The organism is Nocardioides sp. YIM B13467 (genome assembly GCF_042788075.1).
Classification (GTDB): Bacteria; Actinomycetota; Actinomycetes; order Propionibacteriales; family Nocardioidaceae; genus Nocardioides.
Map to the genome: position 1 here is coordinate 4,038,935 of NZ_JBHZPJ010000046.1, position 22,855 is coordinate 4,061,789.

Here is a 22,855-nt window from a genome sequence, read left to right on the forward strand (position 1 = left end):
CTGAGTTTAGACCTGCCCGGACCTGCTCAGTCGTTGGACCGGCACGGCCGCGTACGCAGCGCGTGCACGTAGTCGGCCGGCGCCCCGGCCGCCTCGGCGGCATCGGCCAGCGCGCCCAAGTGGCGGGCGTCCGGGATGCCACCCTCGTACGTGTCCAGGACATAGGTCTCGCAGAGCAGGTCCTCGGCGAGCGCGGAGATCCGCACCTTGGTCTTGAAGTAGAGGCCGATGTCGGCCAGCTCCCACTTCTCCAGGGCTTCCATGTCCTGGTCCACGACGTCGTAGACCGCGACGAAGACCTGCTCGAACGGGTCCTGGACGATGGTGGCCGTCGGTCCGTCGCTGAGCACGTTGTCCTCGCCGCCGAAGGTGAGTCGCCAACCGCCCAGCCACCCGGTCGTACGCAACGGCGAATGCGGGCACCGCTCACTCATCAGCGCCGGGTCGAGATTGACGCCATAGGCCGCGTAGAGAGTCACGGGTCACGAGGTTACCGCCCAGTCCTCACCCGCTTGGGATCTATCTGTTATTGGCGGTCTACCCTTGGATGCGTGACCCACTTTGATGTTCTCGTCCTCGGCGCTGGCCCCGGTGGCTACGTCGCCGCCATCCGTGCCGCTCAGCTCGGCAAGTCCGTCGCCGTCGTCGAGAAGCAGTACTGGGGCGGTGTCTGCCTCAACGTCGGCTGCATCCCCTCCAAGGCGCTGCTCCGCAACGCTGAGATCGCGCACATCATCACCCATGAGAAGAAGACCTTCGGGATCTCGGGTGACGCGACCATGGACTTCGGCGCGACCTGGAAGCGCAGCCGCAGCGTCGCGGACGCGAGCGCCAAGGGCGTGCACTACCTGATGAAGAAGAACAAGATCACCGAGGTCGACGGCTGGGGCACGCTCACCGGCCCGAAGGCGATCGACGTCGAGGGCAACGACGGCGCAAAGACCTCCTACACCTTCGACAACCTCATCATCGGCACCGGCGCGACCGTCCGTTCGGTTCCGGGTGTCGTGCCCAACGGGCAGAACATCGTGACCTACGAGGAGCAGATCCTCACCGAGCAGCTGCCGAGCTCGATCATCATCGGCGGCTCCGGCGCGATCGGCGTCGAGTTCGCCTACGTGCTGAAGAACTTCGGCGTGGACGTCACGATCGTGGAGTTCCTCGACCGGATGGTGCCGACCGAGGACGCCGACGTGTCCAAGGAGCTGCTGCGTCAGTACAAGAAGCTCGGCGTCAACGTGCTGCTCTCGACCGCGGTCAAGGGCGCCGAGGACACCGGCTCTGGTGTGAAGGTCACCGTGGCCCCTGCTGCCGGCGGCGAGGAGCAGGTGCTCGAGGCTGACAAGTTCCTGGCGGCCTTCGGGTTCGCTCCGCGGGTCGAAGGCTTCGGCCTCGAGAACACCGGCGTCGAGCTCACCGACCGGGGCGCGATCGCGATCGACGCCCGTGGCCGCACCAACGTCGAGGGCGTCTACGCCATCGGTGACTGCACCGGCAAGCTGATGCTCGCCCACACCGCCGAGGCGATGGGTGTCGTCGCTGCCGAGACCATCGCCGACGCCGAGACCATGGAGCTCAACTTCGACATGATCCCGCGCGCGACGTTCTGCCAGCCGCAGATCGCCTCGTTCGGCTACTCCGAGGCGCAGGCCAAGGAGAAGGGCTACGACGTCAAGACGTCGTCCTTCCCGTTCTCCGCCAACGGCAAGGCCCGTGGCATGGCCGATGGTGTCGGCTTCGTCAAGATCGTCGCCGACGCCGAGCACAACGAGATCCTCGGCGCCCACATGATCGGCCCCGAGGTCACCGAGCTGCTGCCCGCGCTGACGCTCGCCCAGCAGTGGGACCTGACCGCCGACGAGGTCGCACGCAACGTCTTCGCCCACCCGACGCTCTCGGAGGCGATGAAGGAAGCCATCGAGGGCATCGCGGGTCACATGATCAACCTCTGACCTGAGCTACAACTGGCCGGCCGGTGCCCCTTGCTAGGGGTGCCGGCCGGCGGCATTTCCCGCCGTGGTCCTTCCAGTACCTAGACGCCCGGCGTGACCGGGCCGATCTCGATCCCGAGCAGGTCCCACGCCCGGCGGGCGGAGGTCTCGCGCGCCTCCGGGGTCGGCCCGTGCACCCCGCCGGAGACCATTGCGAGGGCGAGCAAGAGGTCGTCGGTGCCGAAGGTCTCCCTGGGGAGCGCGTCGATGGCGGTGCGTACCCGGTCGGCCAGGAACCGGGAGCTCTCCTCCCCGCTGAGCCGAATGATGCCGACGAAGGCGGTCGAGTGGATCATCTGCCAGGTGACGACGCCGAGCACATCGGCCAGCGTCGCATCGGGGCGGGCGGCGACCTGCTCGATCTCGCGTACGTTCTCCTCCAGCACCGCCGTGGCCAGGGTGAGCCGGTCGGGGAAGTGCCGGTAGAGGGTGCCCTGGCCGACGCCGGCGCGCTTGGCGACCGCCGACATCGGGGCATCGAGACCCTGCTCGGCGAGCACCTCGCGGGCGGCGGCGACCAGGAGGTCACGGTTGCGGACCGCGTCGCTTCGGGTCGGGTTGGCAGGGCTCGTCATCCCAGCAGGGTAGTGGCCCGCGGATCTTTTTCAGCCCCCGGTCCAATGCGGACAGAAACTGACCTGAACGACTCGTAGCGTTGCTGGTGTCAGAGGGAAACACCACCAAGGAGTCCATGTCATGACCGCAACCGCCGCCAGCGCCATGAAGACCAGCGCCACCGCCACCCTGTCCCGTGAGCGCACCGACCTGCTCGAGACCCTGGCCAAGCACCGCGGCTTCCTGCGCTACGCCGTCCGCAACCTGACCGACGAGCAGGCCCGGCTCACCCCGACCGCCTCCGCGCTCAGCCTCGGCGGTCTGGTCAAGCATGTGTCAGCCGGCGAGCGAGGCTGGGCCGACTTCATCGTCCGTGGCGCGGTGGCGCAGGAGCTCACCCCGGAGAAGTACGCCGAGTTCGCCGCCGACTTCGTGCTCGCCGAGCACGAGACGCTGGAAGGCGTGCTCGAGGCGTACGAGGCCGTGGCCGCCGCCACCGACGACCTGATCCGCACCGTCGATCTCGACGCGGACCACGCCCTGCCCGAGGCGCCGTGGTTCGAGTCCGGCGCCCGCTGGTCCAACCGTCGCGTGCTCGCCCACATCCTGGCCGAGACCGCCCAGCACGCCGGCCACGCCGACATCATCCGGGAGACCATCGACGGTCAGAAGACGATGGGCTGATTCTGCCGCTCCGGGGGCGTGGAAGAATGCGGCCCATGGCGCGGGTGACGATCATTGGTGGGGGTCCAGGCGGATACGAGGCGGCGCTGGTCGCACAGCAGCTCGGGGCGGAGGTCACGGTCGTCGACCGTGACGGCCTCGGCGGCAGCGCGGTGCTCACCGACTGCGTGCCGAGCAAGACCCTGATCGCCACCTCCGAGCTGATGTCGGACCTGACGCTCGCCCGCGACCTGGGCATCCACTTCCGCGACCACCAGGGCGACCCGGCCACGGAGCTCTACGCCGACCTCGGGCTGGTCAACAAGCGGGTCAAGTCGCTCGCGCTCGCGCAGTCGAGCGACATCGAGAGCCGGCTGACCCGCCGCGGGATCCGGATCGTCAAGGGCAGCGGGCGCATCGACGCCGACAAGCGCCAGGTGATCGCGACCCTGGCCGACGACGGCAGCGAGGAGGCCATCGACAACGATGCGGTCCTGATCTCCACCGGCGCCCGGCCGCGGGTGCTGCCCACCGCCCAACCCGACGGGGAGCGGATCCTGACCTGGGAGCAGGTCTACGACCTCGACGAGCTGCCCTCGCACATGATCGTCGTGGGCTCGGGTGTCACGGGTGTGGAGTTCGCCAACGCCTACCTCAACCTCGGCTCCCAGGTCACCCTGGTCTCCTCGCGCGACCGTGTTCTCCCGGGTGAGGACGCGGACGCGGCGACGGTCCTGCAGGACGTACTCGAGCGGCAGGGGATGAACATCCTCAGCAAGTCTCGGATGGAGTCGGTGACCCGCTCCGGCGACGTCGTCACCGTCAAGCTGACCGACGGCCGCGAGGTCACCGGCACCCACTGCATCCTCGCGCTCGGCTCGATCCCCAACACCGAGGGCCTCGGCCTCGAGGAGGCCGGCATCGAGCTCGACGAGGGTGGGTTCATCCGCACCGACAAGGTGTCGCGTACCTCCGCCTACGGCGTCTACGCCGCCGGCGACTGCACCGGCGGCTTCATGCTCGCCTCGACGGCCGCCATGGCCGGCCGGATCGCGATGCGTCACTTCCTCGGCGACGCGGTCATCCCGATGGACCTCAAGGAGGTCGCGGCCAACGTCTTCACCTCGCCGGAGATCGCCACGGTCGGCTACTCGCAGGCGCAGGTCGACTCGGGCGAGGTCGTCGCCGACACCCTGCGGCTCGACCTCAAGGGCAACCCACGGGCGAAGATGCAGGGCATCTCCGACGGCTTCGTCAAGCTCATCTCCCGCCCCGGCACCGGTGTCGTCATCGGCGGCGTCGTGGTCGGCCCGCGCGCCTCCGAGCTCATCCACCCCATCGCGCTCGCCGTCTCCACCGGGCTCACCGTCGACCAGATCGCCAACACCTTCACCGTCTACCCCTCGATCTCCGGCTCCACCGCCGAGGTCGCCCGCCGCCTCCACCACGTCGAGTAGTCACTTACGTCGGCCGAGATGGCAGACTCGGGCTGAGGCTCCTAAACCGGATGCGAGCAACGTCGGCACCTCGCTAGCGTGAGCGCCATGGGTAACTGCTGCATGACGATGATCGTTCGGATCCGCCGCCGCTGACGGCGCGGATCCCACCGAAGCACTCGTACGCATTCGCGCCGCCACCTGGCAACCCTGCCGGGCGGCTCCGAGTGCTACCCGCATGCCGCCCGGCTCCTTCTTTCTTGAGGAGCATCCATGTCCGACGTACGCCCTGGCCGGCACGAGCTCGGCCAGAACTTTCTCACCGACAGGTCGGTACTCGACCGCATCGTCCATCTCGTCTCGCAGCGGCAGGGTCCGCTGGTGGAGTGGGGCACCGGCAACGGTGCCGTCACGTTGGCGCTGGCTGAGCTGGGTCGCCCGCTGGAGGGGGTCGAGATCGACTCCCTCCGAGCCGCCGAGCTGCGCCGACGGACCGGAACGCACGTGTGCATCGCCGAGGGCGACATCCTGCGTCACGCGCCACCGCAGGACGCGGTCGTCGTCTCCAACGTCCCGTTCCACCTGACCACACCGATCCTGCGCCACCTGCTGGCCTCGACGACATGGCGCCATGCCGTACTCCTCACCCAGTGGGAGGTCGCCCGCAAGCGCGCGGGTGTCGGCGGCACGACCCAGCTCACCGCGCAGTGGTGGCCGTGGTTCACCTTCACCCTGGACCGCCGGGTCCCGTCGACGGCGTTCCGTCCGCGGCCCAACGTCGACGGAGGCCTGCTGCTCATCGACCGCCGTCGTGAGCCGCTGCTGCCGGAGTCGGAGCTCCGCGACTTCCAGTCGTGGGTGGCCACGGTCTTCAGCAGCCGAGGCCGCGGGGTCGCCGAGATCCTGCGACGCAACGGCGTCCCCGGTGCGCTCGCCGGCCAGATCGCCCGGCGACGCCGACGATCTCAGGCCCCCGTGCTGCCACGAGACCTGCGTGCGGAGGACTGGGTCGAGGCGTACGCAGCGGTCTGACCCTGCCGAGAAGGCGCGCGCGTCGGCCGAGATGGCACCGAGGTGCCATCTCGGCCGACGCGCGCGNCCGATCGACCTTGACTCGGCAGGGCAGAAGTGAGGATCCAGATGAAGAAGATCAAGGTTGCAGTGGTGTTGGCCGCTGCGAGCATCCTGGCCTTGACCGCGTGCGGCGGCTCCGGCGGGGGCAATGACGCGGAGTCGATCTCCATCGTCGGCTTCGCCGTCCCCGAGACGGCCAACAAGGCGATCGCCAAGGAGTTCAACAAGACCCCCGAGGGCGAGGGCGTCACCTTCCAGACCTCGTACGGCGCCTCGGGCGACCAGAGTCGTGCGGTCGAGTCCGGCCTGAAGGCCGACTACGTCCACCTGTCCGTGGGCACCGACGTACAGCGCCTGGAGAAGGCCGGCCTCGTCGACGCGTCGTGGGACGACGGCGACAACAAGGGCATCGTGTCCAGCTCGGTCGTCGTACTCGGCGTCCGTGAGGGCAACCCGAAGAACATCCAGGGCTGGGAGGACCTCGTCAAGCCCGGTGTCGGCGTGGTCACGGCCAACCCGGCCTCGTCCGGCGCCGCCCGCTGGAACGCGCTGGCCGCGTGGGGCTCCGTGGTGAAGAACGGTGGCACCGAGGAGGAGGGCAAGGCGTACCTCGACAAGCTCTTCAAGAACGTCGTCACCCTGACCAACTCCGGCCGCGACGCCACCACCGCCTTCCTCGGCGGCACCGGTGACGTGCTGCTCGCCTACGAGAACGAGGCGATCCTCGCGGCCCAGCAGGGTGAGGGCTTCGAATACATCATCCCGGACTCCACCGTGCTGATCGAGAACCCCGGCGCCATCCTCAAGGACTCCTCCAAGCCGTCTCAGGCCTGGCTCGACTTCGTCCTCGACCCGCAGGGCGGTCAGAAGCAGTTCGCGCTGACCGGCTTCCGCCCGGTCAACACCGCCGAGCCCGGCGTCGTCGACTGGGACGCGATCGGCCTCAAGCCGGAGGACATCAAGGGCGCCAAGGACCCGGCCGACCCGTTCCCGGCCCCGAAGCAGCTGCTCACCCTGGAGAACGACTTCGGCGGCCGCGACTGGTCGGGCGTCAAGGAGAAGCTCTTCGGCACCGGTGAGGACGGCGAGGCCCTCGGCATCGTGACCGACTCCATCGCCAAGTCCGGCAAGGCCTCGCAGTAGTCCGGTCATGACGACAACCATCCCTACGGTCCGGCCGGCTGCCCGTCGCAGCCGGCCGGGCAACACTCTGACTCGGTCCACTCTTGGGAAGACCAGCGGCATCGGGCTCGGTATCACGATGCTCTGGTTCAGCCTGCTCGTCCTCATCCCGCTGGTGGCGGTGATCATCACCGCCTCCAGCGGCGGCTGGTCCGCCTTCGCGAACCAGCTCACCAACGAGCAGACCGCGTCGGCGATCTTGCTGACGATCCGTGCGGCCATCGTGGTCACCCTGATCAACGTCGTCATCGGCACCGTCATCGCCTGGGTCCTGGTCCGTGACAAGTTCTGGGGCAAGGGCCTGCTCGAGGTCATCATCGACATCCCGTTCGCGCTGCCGACGATCGTCGCGGGCCTCGTGCTGCTCTCCCTCTACGGCGCCGAGTCACCCCTCGGCCTGCACTGGGCGAACACGTCGACGTCGGTCTACCTCGCCCTCGCCTTCGTGACGCTGCCCTTCGTCGTACGCATGGTGCAGCCCGTCCTCGAGGAGCTGGACACCGACGTGGAGGAGGCCGCGGCCTCCCTGGGGGCCTCCCGGTTCACCACGTTCTGGCGGATCATCCTGCCGTCGCTGGCCCCGGCCATCGCGGCGGGCGCGGCGCTCTCCTTCGCGCGCGGGATGGGGGAGTACGGCTCCCTGGTCCTGCTCTCGGGCAACCTGCCGTTCAAGTCCGAGGTCGCCTCGGTGCGGATCCTGTCCGCGATCGAGAACGACAACCCGGAGGGCGCGGCGGCGATCGCGGCGATGCTGCTGGGCGTCTCTCTCCTCGTCATCGTCGTCCTCGACCTGGTCCAGAGGAGGATGGTCCGCCGTGGCTGAGACCCGTCGCGCTCCGCGCACACCACTGACGTACGTCCTCCGCGTCATCGTCATCGCCTATCTCGGGCTCCTGGTGGCCTGGCCGGTGGTCCTGGTCGCCTGGAACGCCTTCCATGTGCCCGATGTCGGGTTCACGACCGAGGCGTTCACCGCGATCTTCGACGACCCGCAGATGATGCACGCGATCCAGCTGACCTGCGTGGCCGCGGTGGTCGCGACGCTGATCAACTTGCTCTTCGGTGTCTCGATCTCGCTGCTGCTGGTGCGTACCGAATTTCCTGGCAAGCGCCTCCTGAGCGCGATGATCGACCTGCCGTTGTCGGTCTCGCCGATCGTCGTGGGCCTGGCGCTCGTGCTGGTCTACGGCGGCCGCGACGGCTGGTTCGGGCCGATGCTCGAGTCGGCCGGGATCCAGATCATCTTCTCGACGCCCGGCATCATCATGGCGACCGCGTTCGTGTCGCTGCCGCTGGTGATCCGCGAGGTCATCCCGGTGCTCGAGGAGATCGGCACCGAGCAGGAGCAGGCCGCCGCGTCGCTCGGCGCGAGCAGCTGGCAGACGTTCTGGCGGATCACGCTCCCGGGCATCAAGTGGGCCGTCATCTACGGCGTCGTGCTCACCCTGGCCCGCTCGCTGGGCGAGTTCGGCGCGGTCAAGGTCGTCTCCGGCAACGTGCTCGGCCAGACCCGCACCGCCACCCTCGCGGTCGAGGAGAAGTACCTCAACTTCGACCAGCAGGGCGCGTACGCCGTCGCCTTCCTCCTCGCCAGCGTCTCGGTCATCTGCATCCTCATCGTCTTCGTGCTGCGCGCCCGCGGTGCGCGCGTGCGGTGAAAGGACACATCCCATGAGCATCGAAGTAAATGGTGTCAACAAGCGTTACGGCGACTTCGTCGCGCTGGAGGACATCAATCTGACCATCCCCACCGGGCAGCTGACGGCCCTGCTGGGGCCCTCCGGTGGCGGCAAGACCACGCTGCTGCGGGTCATCGCCGGGCTGGAGACGCCCGACACCGGGTCGGTCGTGATCGAGGGCAAGGACGCGACCTCGCTGCCGGTCCAGAAACGCAACGTCGGCTTCGTCTTCCAGCACTACGCCGCGTTCAAGCACCTCTCGGTCGCCAAGAACGTCGCCTTCGGGCTGGAGATCCGCAAGCGTCCCAAGGCGGAGGTCGCGAAGAAGGTCGAGGAGTTGCTCGAGCTCGTGCACCTCTCGCAGTTCGCCAACCGCCTGCCCTCGCAGCTCTCCGGCGGCCAGCGGCAGCGGATGGCGCTGGCGCGGGCCCTGGCCATCGAGCCGTCCGTGCTGCTGCTCGACGAACCCTTCGGGGCCTTGGACGCGAAGGTGCGCAAGGAGCTGCGTGACTGGCTGCGACGACTCCACGACGAGGTGCACGTCACCACCGTCTTCGTGACCCACGACCAGGAGGAGGCCCTCGAGGTCGCCGACGAGATCGTGGTCGTCAACCAGGGCGGCATCGAGCAGATCGGCACCCCCGAGCAGCTCTACGACGAGCCCGCCAACGACTTCGTGATGTCGTTCCTCGGCGACGTGACCACCCTGGGCGGGTCCCTGATCCGGCCCCATGACGTCGAGGTCACCCCGTCGCCGATCTCCGAGCACTCGCTCGAGGGCACCGTCTCGCGCGTCCTGCGGATCGGGTTCGAGGTGCGCCTCACGGTTCTCACCGACGACGGTGAGGTCGTGACCGCCGAGCTGACGCGTACGCATGCCCGGGCTCTGCAGCTCGAGGAGGGCGTCAACGTCTTCGTCACGCCGTCGCCCGGGGCTTACACGATGCCGGCGCCGGCGGCGTAGGGGCGGGACGGGATACCCGGTTAACCGGTAAAACTGGCACTTCTCAGGTGTTGCAATGCCAGAGAAGTGCAGGGATACCCGGTTAACCGGGTATCCCAACGCATCAGTGAGGAAGCCAGGCCTCGTCGCGCGCGGTGCGGGTGGTGACCTCGTCGGGCAGCTCGCGGGAGGCGAGCTCGGCGATCGAGACCTTTTCGAAGACCTCGCGCAGCGAGTCGCGTGCGGCGATCCACACGTGCTGGAGGACATCGGCGCGCTCGTTGTAGGTGACGCCTTCGGGACGCAGCCCGTAGACCGAGACCAGCGGACCGTCGACGGCGCGGATCACGTCGGCGACGGACACGTCCGATGCCTTGCGGGCCAGGCGCCAACCGCCTGACTGGCCGCGCTGTGAGATGACGACGCCGGCCTTGCGGAGGTCGGCGAGGATCGCCTGCAGGAACCCGTGAGGGATCTCCTGGGCGCGGCCGAGCTCCTCGGCGCTGACAGCTTTTCCGTCCTCGCGCGCGGCCATCTCGATGAGGGCGCGGAGGGCGTAGTCGGACTTGGCAGATACTCGCACGGCCACATTCTTGCAGATGAATGCAGAATTTCGCTCAATCTAGTGGTCAAGTCCACTTTCATTCACGAGCGTCTCGGCTCGCGCCTTGAGAGCCGCGGCGTGCCGCCGGAACCCGTCCGCGACGCGCGCGGGTCCGGCGAGCCCCACCAGCGGACCGGAGAACTCCTCGACCGTCTCGTAGCGCGTCGGCCCGCCGGGTCGCTGGGTCAGCCGCTGGTGACGTACGCCCCGCACCAGGCCGAGCCGCGCCGGCCAGCCCTCATAGACATAGGCCAGGTACGCAGCCTCGACCCCGTCCTCGCCGACCACCGGTGGCTCGAGCGCCGAGATCCGCTCCGGGGAGCGCGAGCGGCCGCCGTTCGCCCAGGTCACATGCAGCACGATCGGGTTGCCCACGGCCGCCGGCTGCGCCGTCTCGGCCCAGACGACGAACGGGTTCCAGGCGGCGTACGACTCGGTCGCGACCATCACCCGCCACACCACCTCGATCGGGGCGTCGATCTGGACCGAGGCTCTTGGGTGCTGGTAGCTCACGCCCGGAGCCTAGTGGCGCAAGTCCGTGGCCCCAGGGAACGTCCGGTATCGCGAATGGCGCGGTCACAATGCCCGCCGCCGCCAGGTTGACGGCCTGGTCGCGTGCCCCTCGCCGGGATTCAGTCGGCGAGCTCGATCAGGCCGTAGTGCCCGTCGTACCGGTGATACAGCACGCAACCCGCACCGGTGTCTGCGTCGAGGTAGAAGACGAACGGCTCACCGCCAGCCTCCAGCCGGGCTCGCGCCTGGCCCTGGGTCAGCGAGGGTGGTGGGGGTGCTTGGGTCACTGAGGCGGTGGCCCCGCCTGGCTCAGCCCGTTGGGCGTCGTGCCCACCTTCGGGGAGGTGGTGTACGAGGCTGGGCGCGCCCGAAGCGGCGTCTCGGTAGAGGAAGAAGTCGTGGTCGAGCAGGTCCATCTCGTACGCCGCCTCGTCGGGGTTCATCGGCGCGCTTGCGAACGACTTGTGCCGGACCACCTCCCGGGTCCCCTCCGGCCTCGGGAAGTAGGGGACCCGGTGGCGTGGGGGGAGGTCACCGCGGTGCCACCCGTGCTCGGCCGGGATGCCCGTCCGGCGGTGCCGGGTGCGGTTGCGATCCTGCAACTGTGCCAGCTGTCGGCGCAGCCGGTACTCCAAGTCGTCGACGGCCTCCGGCATGGTCGGGGCCGCTGTCTTCGCTCTCACCGTCAGCCCGTCGACGTTTGCCGACGCCTCCGCGATCGCATGGTCCTCCGCCGCTGGGTTATGTCGCCAGTCCAGCACGACGTGCGCCGTCAACACCGGTCCGTGCGCGACGCCCAGCGCGGTGGTGATCTTGTTCCGCGCGTACTCCCCGGCGTACTCTCCGACGTTGCCTCGCAGGGTGACTGCGACCGGGATCGGCTTCTTCGTGGACGTCATCGCCCCTCCTCTCGAGGCTCCATCAGCCCCTCTCGATGCAACCTCGCTCGGGCCGGCCGGGTTAGTGCCCAAGGTCCCGGGGCGGCGTGCCTCTCGGCCCGGCCCACCGCCACTCGGTTCGTCGACCGGCCGGGCCATTCGTCCGCACCGCGAGTGCTGATCGGCCCTACCTGCGAAGCAGTGGGCCCCCGACGCTGGTGATTGATCGACCGATGAGGAGGCGAGGGGATGCGCGACAGTCTCCGGCTGGGTCGGGTGGCAGGCTTCCCGGTCGCGGCCAACTGGAGCGTTCTGGTGATCGTGCTGCTCCTGGCCTGGGGGCTGGCCGGAGGGGTGCTCCCTGAGACGTCTCCGGGCCACGCGACCGCGATCTACTGGCTGGCCGGCATCGCCGGCGCGCTGCTGCTGGTCTGCTCGCTGCTTGCACACGAGCTGGCCCACGCGATCGTCGCGCGACGGGCCGGAGTCAGGGTCGAGGGGCTGACCCTGTGGATCTTCGGTGGCGTTGCCACCCTGCGCGACGAGGCGCCCAACCCGAAGGCGGACTTCCGCATCGCCGTCGCCGGTCCTGCCACCAGCGTGGGGCTCGCCTTCGCCTTCGGGCTCGCCTGGAGGGGTCTCGGCGCTCTCGGCCAGGAGGGGCTGCTTGGGGCCGTGGCTGCATGGCTGGCGAGCATCAACCTGCTGCTTGCCGTGTTCAACCTGCTGCCCGCCGCGCCGCTCGACGGCGGCCGGATCCTGCGGGCTTACCTGTGGCGCCGTCACGGCGACCGCGACCGTGCCTCCGAAACGGCCACCAATGCCGGCCAGGTACTCGGGTACTGCTTGATCGCGCTCGGCGTGGTCGCCTTCCTCGTGGGCGACCCCGTCGGCGGGCTGTGGACGGTCCTCATCGGCTGGTTCATCCTTGCCGTGGCGCGCGCCGAGCAGGTCGACTCCGCCACCCATCGCTACCTGCACGGTGTCACGGTCGGCGACGTGATGAGCCGGGACGTACAAACCATTGACTCCGAGCTGAGCGTCGAGGAGTTCGTGCCCCGCTACCTGCTGCACGGCCGGCACTCCGCCTACCCGGTCGTCGGACCCCGGGGTGAGGTCGAGGGTTTGGTCACCCTCGGGTGTCTGCGCGGGGTCCCGCCGGCGCAGCGGCCGGCGACACGCGTCGGCGACGTGGCAGTAGCGCTGTCAGCACTGGCCACCTGCGGGCCCGACGACTCCCTGGTCGACCTGCTGCCCCGGGTCACCCGCGAGTCCGGGCAGCGCGCCCTGGTCTTCGACCAGGGCCAATTGGTGGGCATCGTCACGCCGGCCGACGTGACCCGGGCCGTGGAGGCCGGGTCGCTGCGTGCGCAGGTGGGCGGTTAGGAACGCGTTCAGATGAGGCCCACCGACACGGCCCACCACTCACACGTGGGCAAGCTGGGAGGATCGGCTGATGCCATCGGCGTGCCGACCGTCGGCGTCGAGGAGGAGTTCACCCTGCTGGACCCGTACAGCGGCGCGGTTGTCCCGGCCGCGGTCGAGATCATTCGCGAATGCGGCTACCCGACACGCGTCGTCGCCGAGTCGATGCGGTTCATGGTGGAGACGCGGACGCCGGTGTGCTCCAACCTCGCGGAGGTCCATGACGCACTGAGCACCATGCGTCGCCGGGTCGCGGAGGTCGCGAGCCGCCACGGGACCGTTGCCGTCGCGACCGGAGTGGCTCCGTTCGGACTGCCCGACCCGCCACTGGTGACGGACGAACCTCGCTACAACGAGCTCGCGCAACGTTTCCCGACAGCCATGCGCGCCAACGGAACCTGCGGCTGCCATGTCCACGTCGGGGTGCCGGCCAGGCAGGTCGCCGTGGAAGCCCTGCTTCGGCTCCGACCCTGGTTGCCGCCACTCATAGCACTGACCGCGAACTCGCCCATCTGGGAGGGCGAGGTCAGTGGCTGGGCCAGCCAACGCTTCATCCTCGCGTCGCGCTGGCCGACTCTCATGCCCGCGCCACCGGCGGGTTCGGTCGAGGAGTACGACCAGATGGTCGACCAGGCGGTCGCGTCCGGCCAGGCGCTGGACACACGCAGCGTGTACTTCCTGGCGCGCCTCTCGCCCAGATACCCCACCATCGAGGTCAGAGCGGCCGACATGAGCTTGACCGCCGAGGAAACCGTGGCGTACGCGGGACTGGTTCGCGCGCTGGTCAGCATGGCAGTCGACGATGCCGCCGCTGGGCGACCCGTGGTACCCGTTCGGCAGGAACTGCTTAGACGGTCCTGTCGGTCCGCCGCCCGAGCGGGCCTCCGCGGGCTGGTGGCCGATCCGCAGACCGGCAGACCCGTCCGCTCCTGGGAGCTCATCGATGACATGGTCACACGAGTCCAGCCGCATCTGCGCGCACACGGAGACGAAGCCCTGGTGCTCTCCGCCATCAACCGTCTACGCGCCGTCGGTGGCGGGGCCGACAGGCAACGTTTCCTGTTCCTGCGAGCCGGGTCGCCTGCTGCCTTCGTCGCCGCGCTGGCGACGATGACGACTGGTGAACCCTACGGGGAATACTCCTTACCCCGTCACCCGTCAGGCCTCTGGCCTGGGCAAGCGCAGCGATTCAGCGGTAGTTGATGAACTGCACCGCGAAGTCGTAGTCCTGGCCCTTGACCAGCGAGATCACGGTCTGCAGGTCGTCGCGCTTCTTGGAGGAGACGCGGAGCTCGTCGCCCTGGATCTGCGCCTTGACGCCCTTGGGCCCCTCGTCGCGGATCAGCTTGGAGATCTTCTTCGCGTCCTCGGAGGAGATGCCCTCCTTGAGGGTGATCGAGATCTTCGACTGCTGCCCCGACTGGCGCGGCTCGCTCGCGTCGAGGATCTTCAGCGACTGCTTGCGCTTGATCAGCTTGTCCTGGAAGACCGAGAGCACCGCGCTGGCGCGGTCGTCGGCGGAGGCCGAGATCTCGATCCCTTGCTCACCGCTCCACTCGATGGTTGCGTTGGTCCCCTTGAAGTCGAACCGCGTCGCGACCTCCCGCGCGGTCTGGCTCAGCGCGTTGTCGACCTCCTGGCGGTCGATCTTGCTCACGATGTCGAACGACGAGTCAGCCATGACTCTCTCCTCTAGCTTCTGATCAAGTCTGTGGTGTCTCACCCTAGGACCTCGTGCCGTTTTCGTACGCCGCCAGCCCCTGCGCTATTGTTTATTGCTGTCGCGATCCCCTTCACGGGGGTTCGTGGACAACCCAGGCAGATTGCCCGAGCGGCCAATGGGAGCGGACTGTAAATCCGTCGGCTTTGCCTTCGAAGGTTCGAATCCTTCATCTGCCACGCCTGGGAGAACACCCCGGGTGACCAGCACAAACACTGGTCACTCGGGGTGTTTCGCGTTGCGTGACCGTGTCCGTGGCTGATCTCTCTGCCGGACTCTGTCCTGCACCGGTGGGGGCCTCGAGGGGCGGTATGTTCCGGTCATGGACCTGAACGCCTACCAGCAGGCAGCGCTGCGCACCGCGGCGACGAAGGGCACGGCCAACGAGGTCTTCCACCTGCTGCTGGGGCTGGTCGGGGAGACGGGCGAGATCGCCGAGAAGGCGAAGAAGATCGTGCGAGACCATGACGGCGACTTCGACCAGTGGGACCTCGATGATCTCGCCAAGGAGCTGGGCGACACACTTTGGTACCTAGCAGTCCTCGCTGACCACTTCGGGCTCCCGCTTGCGGACGTTGCCGAGCTCAACATCAAGAAGCTCGCCGATCGTCAGCAGCGTGGCGCAATCGGTGGAAGCGGCGACGATCGCTGACCGTTGGGGGCCTTGGAAGCCATGGCCCCGGTTCACGAAGGAGCACCATGACAGTCGATGCATCTCCATCCGCCGCGGAGAACGATGAGTTCTGGCGCGAGCGCCGGATCTGCTTCCTGACGACGAGCCGGCCGGACGGGAGTCCGCACCTCGTTCCGGTGGGGGTGACGTTCGATCCGGAAGCCGGGGTCGCGCGGATCATCAGCAGCGCGGGCAGCAAGAAGGTCCGGAACGTACGCGCGGCCGGAGACGCTGCGCAGGCGGCGGTGAGCCAGGTGGACGGGCGACGGTGGTGCACTCTGGAGGGCACGGCCGTGGTCAAGGACGACGCGGAGTCGGTGGCCGAGGCTGAGCGGAGGTACGCCGAGCGCTACCGGCAGCCCCGACCCAATCCGGAGCGCGTGGTCATCGAGATCACCGTGACCCGGGTGCTGGGCAACGTACGTCCTTCGGGCTGGTGAGCGCTCCTACGGGGAGCGGACTGTAGATCCGTCGGCTTTGCCGGGGTTCGCATCCCATGAGGTCAGGATGCGGAGGCGATCGTCCGACGGGCTGCCGGTGGGGGCGGTGAGCACCATCAGGCGCTGCCCGGAACCGTCGGGGCTCTGCCAGGTGTCGCAGTCCAGGGTCAGATCGCCGACCACGGGGTGGTGGTACTGCTTGGTCCCGAAGCTGGCGGAGTTCACATGCCGTTCGGCCCACCAGGTGCGGAAGTCGGCGTCCCTCACGGAGAGCTCGCCGACGAGCGCGGCCAGTTCGGGATCGTCGGGGTCTTTGGCCGCCTCCATCCGGAGGGCGGCTACGGCGTCGCGGGCGTCGTGTTCCCACGTGGCATGCAGTCCGCGCACGATCGGGTGGGTGAACATCAGGCGGATGTAGTTGCGCTCTGGCTCGGGAATCGTCGAGAAGTCGGTGAACAGGGCCGCGGCCGCTTGGTTCCAGTCGAGGACGTGAAGCCTTCTTCCGAGGACCAGCGCGGGCGTATCGACCAGCTGATCGAGAAGCCGGCGCGCGGCGGGCCGGATCTTCTGCACGGTCCGACGTCTTCTGGGGAGCGCATCGACCTTGCCCGCGATCTCATACAGGTACGCCTGCTGGTCCTCGTCCAGTCGAAGTGCGCGAGCCAGCGTCTCCAGGACGGATGCCGATGCCTTCACCCGCCCCTGCTCGAGACGGGTGTAGTAGTCCACGCTGATCACGGCGAGGGATGCGACCTCTTCCCGGCGGAGACCGCGTACCTTCCGGTGATTTCCCAGGTCAGGTAGGCCCACCTGATCTGGGGTCAGGCGTGCTCGACAGGCTTTGAGGAACGCTCCGAGCTCATCGGGCACCGCTGGGTTGCTCATGGATCAATTGTGGCCGGGGCGTACGCGGTCTGGGAGGGAAGGAACATTCCCCGGCAGATACTGGCCGCTTTTGCGGTCCTTCGAAGCGGTGGAACTTGGTGTGTGCCGGAGGCGGACGCCCCCGGTGCGGACCGGAGGGACCGGCCGCCAGCACGAAGGAGAGACCCCATGGTCACCATGCTCGATGTCACATTCGACAGCGCAGGGATTCAGATCGCTGCCCACCTCTACGTCCCCGCAGGCGCCAGCGCCGCGCCCGCCATCGTCGTCGGTCACCCGGGAACGGGTGTCAAGGAACAGGCTTCCGGCTTGTACGCCTCACGGCTGGCCGAGCAGGGCTTCGTGACGGTCGCCTACGACGCGGCGTACCAGGGCGCCAGCGGTGGTCTTCCCCGAGGGTTGGAGGACCCGGCTCAGCGCATCGAGGACATCAAGGCGGCCGTCTCCTTCTTGACCACCCGCCCGGAGGTCGACAGCGAGAGCATCGGGGTGCTCGGGATCTGCGCGTCGGGCGGCTACTCGCTCCCCGCGACAGCCGGCGACCACCGGATCAAGGCGCTCGGGACGGTCTGCGCTGTCGATGTCGCCCGCCAGTTCCGTCTCGGCTCCAACGGCACCCAGGACCCGGCCGTGTTCCAGGCGATGCTCGATGGGGCGGCGGCTGCCCGCACAGCCCGTGCCAATGGCGAAGACCCCGGGGTCCTGCCTCTCTTCCCGGCGACTGCGGACGAGGCGCGAGCCATCGGCGGGGAGCACGCGGCCGAGGGCTTCGACTACTACTGCACCCCGCGCGCCGATCACGAGCGAGCCGCCAAGGCATTCGACTGGACGAGCGTGGACAAGATGGCGACGTTCGACGTGTTCGCGCCGGTGCCGCTGATCGGGCAGCGATCGCTTCTCATGGTGGTCGGCACCCGTGCGGAGACGGCATGGATGACGATCGACGCCTTCCAGCGAGCGGTGGGGCCGAAGGAGATCTTCTGGGTCGAGGGCGCGAGCCACGTGGATCTCTACGACCGGGAGCCCTTCGTCGCCGCAGCCGTGGAGAGACTGGGCGCCTTCTTCACCCAGAACCTCGGCGTCCCAGTCAGCTGATCAAGTTCCTAGAGGAGCCCGCGGTCGCTCAGGACGACTCGGTCGTTGAGGTCCTGGACGTCGCGGCGGTTGCCGGTCGGGAACATGGTGCGGAACCGGCCGATCTGGCGGGGTGAGGCGGTGATCGGGTCGGTGAGCATGACCCACTGGACGTGCTCGGTGTAGGGCGCGGTCGTGAGGGAGCCGTCGTAGCGGTAGGACGTGTGCCGGCGGGGCAGGAGAGCGCCGATGTCGATGTGGCCGACGTGGTCGGCGGTCGAGCACTCGGAGACCAGGTGGTCGTAGAGGCGGGCAAGGGTCGGGTTGGTGAGCCCCGGGCGGACCCACACACCGACGACGAGGGTGTGGCCGGAAGCGTCCTGGTGCACGAAGTGCATCTCGATCGGGTAGTCCCGGGCGGAGAGCAGGTGCTCGCTCGGGGTGTGCCAGTGGAACTGCACCAGGCCGTACGTCACGCCGCCCATCTCGAGCGACCCGACCCCGGGCGGGAGCTCGGCGCGTACGGTCTCCTCGTCGCCACGGACGGTGCAGCCGTCGGGCTCGTCGGTGTCCTCGCGGATGTATTTCATCGTGACGGTCGCGTCGTGGGGATAGTGGACGTGCAGGGCGGGCAGGTGCGCGTGCTGAGTGTCGCCGCGGTAGATGCGGATGGGGCTCTGGTGCGGTGGGCCGGCGGAGGTCGCGGATGCGGCTGCTGACGAGGACAGAGCGGTGAGCCCCGCGATGGCGGCGGCTCCCTGGAGCAGTGCGCGACGGTTCAGCCCGACGGTGGTGCGGTTCATGTCAGATCTCCCGAGATCTACCGGGTCGAGGTGACCCGTGGACCGCAATACGTACCACGAATTGCGGTCGGCAGTGTCGTGTCCGCGACCTAGAGTCGTGATGACGCGAGAGGAGAATCCGATGAGCGTCCAGCTGAACCACACGATCGTCCACGCCTCCGACCGGGACGCGATGGCGACCCATCTGACCGAGATCCTCGGGCTTCCGGAGGCCCAGGTCTTCGGCCCGTTCCGGGTCGTCGAGCTCACCAACCAGGTCAGCCTCGACGTGGTCGAGGACCAGGACTTCCGGCCGCAGCACTACGCGTTCAAGGTGTCCGAGACCGAGTTCGACGAGATCTTCGGGCGGATCCAGGACCGCGACATCACCTACTGGGCCGACCCCTTCCACCGGCGGGAGGGCCAGATCAACCACAACGACGGAGGTCGCGGCGTCTACTGGGAGAGCCCCGACGGACACAACCTCGAGATCATCACGGTGCCGTACGGCGGCTGAGCGTACGCAGCTCAGGCCAGGTCGGCGGCGAGCTGCTTGCCGGCTTCGGTGAGCAGCGGGACGGCGCGCTCGATGAGCTCGTCGCTCATCCGCCCGGTCGGCCCGCTGATCGACATCGCCAGGCGCGGGGCGTAGTCGGGGACGGCGACGGCGACGCAGCGTACGCCTGCCTCCTGCTCGCCCTCGTCGATGGCGTAGCGGCGCTCGCGGACCTGCTCGAGCTGGTCGAGGTAGTCATCGCGCGAGGTGATCGTGGTCGAGGTGTAGGGAACCATGTCGGTGCGCCGGAGGATGTCGCGGACCTGGTCGGGAGCCATGTCGGCGAGGATGGCCTTGCCGACGGCGGTGCAGTGCGGGGAGACCCGGCGGCCGACCTCGGTGAACATGCGCATCGACTGGCGCGACTCGGTGTGGGCCACGTAGACGATCTGGTCGCCGTCGAGCATCGCCAGGTTGGCCGACTCGCCGACCTCGTCGACGAGCCGGGTGAGGTGCGGTCGGGCCCAGGTGCTGAGCATGCGCGAGGAGCTCTCGCCGAGCCGGATCAGCTTCGGGCCGAGGACGTACTGCCGGTTGGCCTCCTGGCGGAGGTAGCCCAGGTCGACGAGGGTGCGCACCAGCCGGTGGATGGTCGGCAGCGGCAGGCCGGAAGCCGCGGCGAGCTGGGAGAGCCCCATGGTCCCGCCGGCATCGGCCATCGTCTCCAGCAGTGCGAAGGCGCGCTCGATCGACTGCACCGCCCCGGTGCGTGCCTTCGGCGCCTTCTCGTTCTCGCTCACCTGAGCTCCCCGATCTATGGGTACTGTCTTCCGGATGACGGAAGTCTAGCGTCGTGTAGAGGAAATCTGGCTGGTTGCGTCCCTTGTCTGGCCGGATTAATATCCGCAATGCGGAAAGAAGAATCCATTCAAAGGAAAACTGAAGCCCTGGGAGGGTGGAGCTCGTGAACATTCAGATCACCGGTGGCGAGGTCGAGCGAGGAGCCGAGATCCTCACCCCCGAGGCCCTCGACTTCGTCGCGGAACTGCAGCGACGGTTCGGGGCCCGCCGTGACGAGCTCCTGGCCGCCCGCCGAGTACGCCGCGAGGAGGTCGCCCGCACCGGCCGGCTCGACTTCCTGCCCGAGACGGCCGACGTACGCGCCGGTGACTGGACGGTGGCGCCTGTCCCCGACGACCTCCAGGACCGCCGCGTCGAGATCACCGGCCCGACGGATCGGAAGATGACGATCAACGCCCTCAACTCCGGGGCGCGGGTCTGGCTGGCCGACATGGAGGACGCCAGCACGCCGCACTGGAGCAACGTGGTCGGCGGCCAGGTGAACCTGTACGACGCCGTGCGGCGGCAGATCTCGGCGATGTCCCCGCAGGGCAAGCTCTACGAGCTCAAGCAGGACCAGCGGCTGGCCACGATCGTGATGCGCCCGCGCGGCTGGCACTTCGACGACCTGCACGTCCTGGTCGACGGCAAGCCGGTCGTCGGCGCCCTGGTCGACTTCGGGCTCTACTTCTTCCACAACGCGCGCGAGCTCGTGGAGCGCGGGAGCGGGCCGTACTTCTATCTCCCCAAGATGGAGAGCCACCTCGAGGCGCGGCTGTGGAACGACGTGTTCACCTTCGCCCAGGAGAAGCTCGGGATCCCGCACGGCACGGTGCGCGCGACCGTCCTCATCGAGACGATCCCGGCCGCGTTCGAGATGGACGAGATCCTCTACGAGCTGCGCGACCACGCCTCGGGGCTCAACGCGGGCCGATGGGACTACCTGTTCAGCCTGATCAAGTACTTCCGCGACGCCGGCCCCTCGTTCGTGCTGCCCGACCGGGCGACGGTCGGGATGACCGCGCCGTTCATGCGTGCGTACGCCCAGCTGCTGGTGAAGACCTGCCACCGCCGCAACGCCCACGCCATCGGCGGCATGGCTGCCTTCATCCCGAGCCGCCGGGACCAGGAGGTCAATGCCACCGCCTTCGCCAAGGTCCGTGAGGACAAGGAGCGCGAGGCCGGCGACGGCTTCGACGGCTCTTGGGTGGCCCACCCCGACCTGGTCCCGATCTGCCGCGAGATCTTCGACGCCGTCTTGAGTGGACCGCTGGGCGACCGGCCGAACCAGGTCGACCGGCAGCGCGACGATGTCGAGGTGCGCGCCGAGGATCTGCTCGACGTCGCCTCGGCGGGCGGCGCGATCACCCTGGCCGGGCTGCGTGACAACGTCGAGGTCTCGCTGGTCTACCTCGACGCCTGGCTCCGGGGCGCGGGCGCCGTCGCCATCCACAACCTGATGGAGGACGCGGCCACCGTCGAGATCTCCCGTTCGCAGATCTGGCAGTGGATCCACAACGAGTCGAAGCTCGACGACGGCACCCAGGTGACCGCGGAGCTCGTACGCCGGGTCCTGGACGAGGAGATGGCGAAGCTGCTCACGGCGGCCGACGGGATCGAGCACCGTCTGGAGCAGGCCCGCACCATCTTCGAGGAGGTCGCGCTCGCCGACGACTACGTCGACTTCCTGACCTTGCCGGCGTACGAGCAGGTGGTGGGGGTATGAGCCATCTCGAGAACCTGATCGGCCGGCTCGACCGGGCGCTCGCCGGCGCCGATGCGGCGCTGGCTGCGAGCTATCCGGGGGATCGTGGCGTACGTCAGCCGGTGCACACCGTCTATGTCCCGGGCGACCGCTACGACGAGAAGACTGTCGCGGAGTGGTCCGCGGAGTCCGGTCAGGTGCTGGCCGAGCACGGGGGTTCGGCGGCCGAGGTCGCCGAGGCGTTCGGTCTCGCTCCAGGCCTGGCGGACGAGATCTACGATCGCGTGACGGCCAAGCTGGCCGCCGAGCCGATCGAGGACCTGCGGATCGACTTCGAGGACGGCTACGGCGCTCGGCCCGACGAGGACGAGGATGCCGCGGTGGTGGCGGCCGCCCGGGCGCTCGCCGCCACCGTCCGTGACGGCTCCGCGGCGCCGTTCCACGGCATCCGGATCAAGTCCTTCGAGGCCCCGACGCGACACCGCGGGCTGCGTACGCTCGACCTCTTCCTCGGCGAGCTCGTCCGCGAGGGCGGGCTGGGTGACGGCTTCGTCATCACCCTGCCCAAGGTGACCTCGGTCGAGCAGGTCACCGCGATGGTCACCGCGCTGTCCGCGCTCGAGGCTGCTCACGGGATCGACGCCGGGAGCCTGCGCTTCGAGATCCAGGTCGAGACGCCGCAGGCGATCCTCGGCTCCGACGGCACCGCGCTGATCGCGCGGATGATCGCCGCCGGCGGCGGCCGCGTCACCGGCCTGCACTACGGGACCTACGACTACTCCGCCTCGCTCGGGGTCGCGGCCGCTTTCCAGAGCATGGAGCACCCGGTCGCCGACCACGCCAAGGACGTGATGCAGGTGGCCGCCGCCGGCACCGGCGTCTTCGTCTCGGACGGCTCGACCAACGTGCTCCCGGTCGGAGACCCCGAGGCCGTACGCGCCGCCTGGCGGCTCCATTCACGTCTGGTGAGCCGGTCGCTGGCGCGCGGGATCTACCAGGGCTGGGACCTGCATCCGGCCCAGCTCCCCAGCCGCTACCTCGCGACCTATGCGTTCTTCCGGGACGGGCTCGAGGTCGCCTCCGCTCGCCTGCGCGCGTACGTCCACGGCGGCGACTCCAGCTATCTCGACGAGCCCGCCACCGCTGCCGCGCTCGCCGCATTCGTGCTGCGTGGCGTGGAGTGCGGTGCCGTCGCGGCCGACGAGGTCGAGACGCTCGCCGGAATCGACCAGGCCAAGCTGGCCGAGCTGGCTCGTCGGCGGATCGGCTGACGCCGGCTGTTTCATTGCGTCGGACA

General features: G+C 68.7%; 25 protein-coding genes and 1 tRNA gene. 17 read left to right on the forward strand and 9 right to left on the reverse strand.

The genetic code is table 11. The features are described from left to right. Nucleotides 1-26: 26 nt before the first annotated feature. Nucleotides 27-479 (reverse strand): gamma-glutamylcyclotransferase family protein, encoded by a 453-nt coding sequence (locus tag ACFX43_RS26565; protein ID WP_378838537.1) that lies wholly within the window; start codon nt 477-479, stop codon nt 27-29. Between the two features lie 72 nt (nt 480-551). On the opposite strand from ACFX43_RS26565, the gene lpdA reads away from it, so the two are divergent. Continuing rightward, nucleotides 552-1,952 carry a dihydrolipoyl dehydrogenase gene (lpdA, locus tag ACFX43_RS26570; RefSeq protein WP_378838544.1) on the forward strand — a complete coding sequence of 467 codons (1,401 nt, stop codon included), beginning with the start codon at nt 552-554 and terminating at the stop codon, nt 1,950-1,952. Nucleotides 1,953-2,032: 80 nt separating this feature from the next. On the opposite strand, the gene ACFX43_RS26575 is transcribed toward lpdA, so the two are convergent. Beyond that, on the reverse strand, nt 2,033-2,566 hold the full coding sequence (locus ACFX43_RS26575; RefSeq protein ID WP_378838547.1) for a TetR/AcrR family transcriptional regulator: 534 nt from the start codon (nt 2,564-2,566) through the stop codon (nt 2,033-2,035). A 121-nt stretch (nt 2,567-2,687) separates the two neighbouring features. Between ACFX43_RS26575 and ACFX43_RS26580 the strand changes: the two genes are divergently transcribed. The 7 genes from ACFX43_RS26580 to ACFX43_RS26610 all read left to right on the forward strand — a co-directional run bounded on the left by ACFX43_RS26580 (nt 2,688) and on the right by ACFX43_RS26610 (nt 9,544). Beyond that, nucleotides 2,688-3,230 (forward strand): DinB family protein, encoded by a 543-nt coding sequence (locus tag ACFX43_RS26580; protein ID WP_378838551.1) that lies wholly within the window; start codon nt 2,688-2,690, stop codon nt 3,228-3,230. A gap of 35 nt (nt 3,231-3,265) precedes the next feature. Beyond that, a complete protein-coding gene (locus ACFX43_RS26585) occupies nt 3,266-4,666 on the forward strand; it encodes an NAD(P)H-quinone dehydrogenase (RefSeq protein WP_378838554.1) in 1,401 nt (466 codons plus the stop codon). Nucleotides 4,667-4,918: 252 nt separating this feature from the next. Beyond that, on the forward strand, nt 4,919-5,677 hold the full coding sequence (gene erm / locus ACFX43_RS26590) for a 23S ribosomal RNA methyltransferase Erm (protein WP_378838556.1): 759 nt from the start codon (nt 4,919-4,921) through the stop codon (nt 5,675-5,677). 108 nt (nt 5,678-5,785) lie between these two features. Then, on the forward strand, nt 5,786-6,862 hold the full coding sequence (locus tag ACFX43_RS26595) for a sulfate ABC transporter substrate-binding protein (RefSeq protein WP_378838563.1): 1,077 nt from the start codon (nt 5,786-5,788) through the stop codon (nt 6,860-6,862). 7 nt (nt 6,863-6,869) lie between these two features. Next, nucleotides 6,870-7,724 carry a sulfate ABC transporter permease subunit CysT gene (gene cysT, locus ACFX43_RS26600; RefSeq protein ID WP_378838566.1) on the forward strand — a complete coding sequence of 285 codons (855 nt, stop codon included), beginning with the start codon at nt 6,870-6,872 and terminating at the stop codon, nt 7,722-7,724. After that, on the forward strand, nt 7,717-8,559 hold the full coding sequence (locus tag ACFX43_RS26605) for a sulfate ABC transporter permease (RefSeq protein ID WP_378838571.1): 843 nt from the start codon (nt 7,717-7,719) through the stop codon (nt 8,557-8,559). Before cysT ends, ACFX43_RS26605 begins: the two co-directional genes overlap by 8 nt. A gap of 13 nt (nt 8,560-8,572) precedes the next feature. Further along, nucleotides 8,573-9,544, forward strand: a complete 972-nt coding sequence (locus ACFX43_RS26610; protein WP_378838577.1) for a sulfate/molybdate ABC transporter ATP-binding protein — start codon at nt 8,573-8,575, stop codon at nt 9,542-9,544. 103 nt (nt 9,545-9,647) lie between these two features. Here the strand turns inward: ACFX43_RS26610 and ACFX43_RS26615 are convergent, their stop codons facing one another. The 3 genes from ACFX43_RS26615 to ACFX43_RS26625 form a co-directional block, all read right to left on the reverse strand. Next, the gene (locus ACFX43_RS26615) at nt 9,648-10,106 is read right to left on the reverse strand and encodes an Rrf2 family transcriptional regulator (protein WP_091044275.1); all 459 of its coding nucleotides are present in this window, start codon (nt 10,104-10,106) and stop codon (nt 9,648-9,650) included. Between the two features lie 39 nt (nt 10,107-10,145). Beyond that, nucleotides 10,146-10,640 carry an SRPBCC domain-containing protein gene (locus tag ACFX43_RS26620; protein WP_378838581.1) on the reverse strand — a complete coding sequence of 165 codons (495 nt, stop codon included), beginning with the start codon at nt 10,638-10,640 and terminating at the stop codon, nt 10,146-10,148. Nucleotides 10,641-10,759: 119 nt separating this feature from the next. Continuing rightward, nucleotides 10,760-11,539 (reverse strand): HPF/RaiA family ribosome-associated protein, encoded by a 780-nt coding sequence (locus ACFX43_RS26625; protein WP_378838584.1) that lies wholly within the window; start codon nt 11,537-11,539, stop codon nt 10,760-10,762. Between the two features lie 228 nt (nt 11,540-11,767). Between ACFX43_RS26625 and ACFX43_RS26630 the strand changes: the two genes are divergently transcribed. Together ACFX43_RS26630 and ACFX43_RS26635 are read left to right on the forward strand one after the other, a co-directional pair. After that, nucleotides 11,768-12,904: a site-2 protease family protein gene (locus ACFX43_RS26630; RefSeq protein WP_378838587.1), complete on the forward strand. Its 1,137-nt coding sequence runs from the start codon at nt 11,768-11,770 to the stop codon at nt 12,902-12,904. 45 nt (nt 12,905-12,949) lie between these two features. Further along, nucleotides 12,950-14,146 (forward strand): YbdK family carboxylate-amine ligase, encoded by a 1,197-nt coding sequence (locus ACFX43_RS26635; RefSeq protein WP_378838593.1) that lies wholly within the window; start codon nt 12,950-12,952, stop codon nt 14,144-14,146. Here the strand turns inward: ACFX43_RS26635 and ACFX43_RS26640 are convergent. Next, a complete protein-coding gene (locus ACFX43_RS26640; protein ID WP_378838598.1) occupies nt 14,133-14,624 on the reverse strand; it encodes a YajQ family cyclic di-GMP-binding protein in 492 nt (163 codons plus the stop codon). The genes ACFX43_RS26635 and ACFX43_RS26640 overlap by 14 nt on opposite strands. 136 nt (nt 14,625-14,760) lie before the next feature. Here ACFX43_RS26640 and ACFX43_RS26645 point away from each other — a divergent pair. From ACFX43_RS26645 to ACFX43_RS26655, 3 genes are all read left to right on the forward strand, one after another. Continuing rightward, nucleotides 14,761-14,842 (forward strand) — tRNA-Tyr (locus ACFX43_RS26645). A 143-nt stretch (nt 14,843-14,985) separates the two neighbouring features. Further along, entirely contained in the window at nt 14,986-15,315 is a 330-nt protein-coding gene (locus ACFX43_RS26650) for a nucleoside triphosphate pyrophosphohydrolase family protein (protein ID WP_378838601.1), read from the forward strand. Between the two features lie 47 nt (nt 15,316-15,362). Further along, entirely contained in the window at nt 15,363-15,776 is a 414-nt protein-coding gene (locus tag ACFX43_RS26655) for a TIGR03618 family F420-dependent PPOX class oxidoreductase (RefSeq protein ID WP_378838604.1), read from the forward strand. A gap of 6 nt (nt 15,777-15,782) precedes the next feature. Here ACFX43_RS26655 and ACFX43_RS26660 read toward each other — a convergent pair whose 3' ends face one another. Then, a complete protein-coding gene (locus tag ACFX43_RS26660) occupies nt 15,783-16,661 on the reverse strand; it encodes a helix-turn-helix domain-containing protein (RefSeq protein WP_378838609.1) in 879 nt (292 codons plus the stop codon). Nucleotides 16,662-16,829: 168 nt separating this feature from the next. Between ACFX43_RS26660 and ACFX43_RS26665 the strand changes: the two genes are divergently transcribed. After that, nucleotides 16,830-17,756 (forward strand): alpha/beta hydrolase, encoded by a 927-nt coding sequence (locus ACFX43_RS26665; RefSeq protein WP_378838612.1) that lies wholly within the window; start codon nt 16,830-16,832, stop codon nt 17,754-17,756. A gap of 8 nt (nt 17,757-17,764) precedes the next feature. On the opposite strand, the gene ACFX43_RS26670 is transcribed toward ACFX43_RS26665, so the two are convergent. After that, nucleotides 17,765-18,538: a carbonic anhydrase family protein gene (locus ACFX43_RS26670; protein WP_378838615.1), complete on the reverse strand. Its 774-nt coding sequence runs from the start codon at nt 18,536-18,538 to the stop codon at nt 17,765-17,767. A gap of 121 nt (nt 18,539-18,659) precedes the next feature. On the opposite strand from ACFX43_RS26670, the gene ACFX43_RS26675 reads away from it, so the two are divergent. Beyond that, nucleotides 18,660-19,034 (forward strand): VOC family protein, encoded by a 375-nt coding sequence (locus ACFX43_RS26675; RefSeq protein WP_378838634.1) that lies wholly within the window; start codon nt 18,660-18,662, stop codon nt 19,032-19,034. Nucleotides 19,035-19,045: 11 nt separating this feature from the next. Here ACFX43_RS26675 and ACFX43_RS26680 read toward each other — a convergent pair whose 3' ends face one another. Next, the gene (locus ACFX43_RS26680; RefSeq protein WP_160025653.1) at nt 19,046-19,813 is read right to left on the reverse strand and encodes an IclR family transcriptional regulator; all 768 of its coding nucleotides are present in this window, start codon (nt 19,811-19,813) and stop codon (nt 19,046-19,048) included. A 164-nt stretch (nt 19,814-19,977) separates the two neighbouring features. On the opposite strand from ACFX43_RS26680, the gene aceB reads away from it, so the two are divergent. Then, on the forward strand, nt 19,978-21,579 hold the full coding sequence (aceB, locus tag ACFX43_RS26685; RefSeq protein WP_378838646.1) for a malate synthase A: 1,602 nt from the start codon (nt 19,978-19,980) through the stop codon (nt 21,577-21,579). Then, complete coding sequence (locus tag ACFX43_RS26690) at nt 21,576-22,829, forward strand: DUF6986 family protein (protein ID WP_378838651.1); 1,254 nt, start codon at nt 21,576-21,578, stop codon at nt 22,827-22,829. Before aceB ends, ACFX43_RS26690 begins: the two co-directional genes overlap by 4 nt. Nucleotides 22,830-22,855 lie beyond the last annotated feature (26 nt).

What these genes read in the sequence shown, in the direction of transcription:
- ACFX43_RS26585 (WP_378838554.1), top strand. Translation starts at nt 3,266, where the DNA reads ATGGCGCGGGTGACGATCATTGGTGGGGGTCCAGGCGGATACGAGGCG.
- ACFX43_RS26610 (WP_378838577.1), top strand. Translation starts at nt 8,573, where the DNA reads ATGAGCATCGAAGTAAATGGTGTCAACAAGCGTTACGGCGACTTCGTC.
- ACFX43_RS26650 (WP_378838601.1), top strand. Translation starts at nt 14,986, where the DNA reads ATGGACCTGAACGCCTACCAGCAGGCAGCGCTGCGCACCGCGGCGACG.
- ACFX43_RS26665 (WP_378838612.1), top strand. Translation starts at nt 16,830, where the DNA reads ATGGTCACCATGCTCGATGTCACATTCGACAGCGCAGGGATTCAGATC.
- ACFX43_RS26655 (WP_378838604.1), top strand. Translation starts at nt 15,363, where the DNA reads ATGACAGTCGATGCATCTCCATCCGCCGCGGAGAACGATGAGTTCTGG.
- ACFX43_RS26595 (WP_378838563.1), top strand. Translation starts at nt 5,786, where the DNA reads ATGAAGAAGATCAAGGTTGCAGTGGTGTTGGCCGCTGCGAGCATCCTG.
- ACFX43_RS26630 (WP_378838587.1), top strand. Translation starts at nt 11,768, where the DNA reads ATGCGCGACAGTCTCCGGCTGGGTCGGGTGGCAGGCTTCCCGGTCGCG.
- ACFX43_RS26575 (WP_378838547.1), bottom strand. Translation starts at nt 2,566, where the DNA reads ATGACGAGCCCTGCCAACCCGACCCGAAGCGACGCGGTCCGCAACCGT.
- ACFX43_RS26625 (WP_378838584.1), bottom strand. Translation starts at nt 11,539, where the DNA reads ATGACGTCCACGAAGAAGCCGATCCCGGTCGCAGTCACCCTGCGAGGC.
- ACFX43_RS26580 (WP_378838551.1), top strand. Translation starts at nt 2,688, where the DNA reads ATGACCGCAACCGCCGCCAGCGCCATGAAGACCAGCGCCACCGCCACC.
- ACFX43_RS26660 (WP_378838609.1), bottom strand. Translation starts at nt 16,661, where the DNA reads ATGAGCAACCCAGCGGTGCCCGATGAGCTCGGAGCGTTCCTCAAAGCC.
- ACFX43_RS26640 (WP_378838598.1), bottom strand. Translation starts at nt 14,624, where the DNA reads ATGGCTGACTCGTCGTTCGACATCGTGAGCAAGATCGACCGCCAGGAG.
- erm (WP_378838556.1), top strand. Translation starts at nt 4,919, where the DNA reads ATGTCCGACGTACGCCCTGGCCGGCACGAGCTCGGCCAGAACTTTCTC.
- cysT (WP_378838566.1), top strand. Translation starts at nt 6,870, where the DNA reads ATGACGACAACCATCCCTACGGTCCGGCCGGCTGCCCGTCGCAGCCGG.
- ACFX43_RS26690 (WP_378838651.1), top strand. Translation starts at nt 21,576, where the DNA reads ATGAGCCATCTCGAGAACCTGATCGGCCGGCTCGACCGGGCGCTCGCC.
- ACFX43_RS26675 (WP_378838634.1), top strand. Translation starts at nt 18,660, where the DNA reads ATGAGCGTCCAGCTGAACCACACGATCGTCCACGCCTCCGACCGGGAC.
- ACFX43_RS26670 (WP_378838615.1), bottom strand. Translation starts at nt 18,538, where the DNA reads ATGAACCGCACCACCGTCGGGCTGAACCGTCGCGCACTGCTCCAGGGA.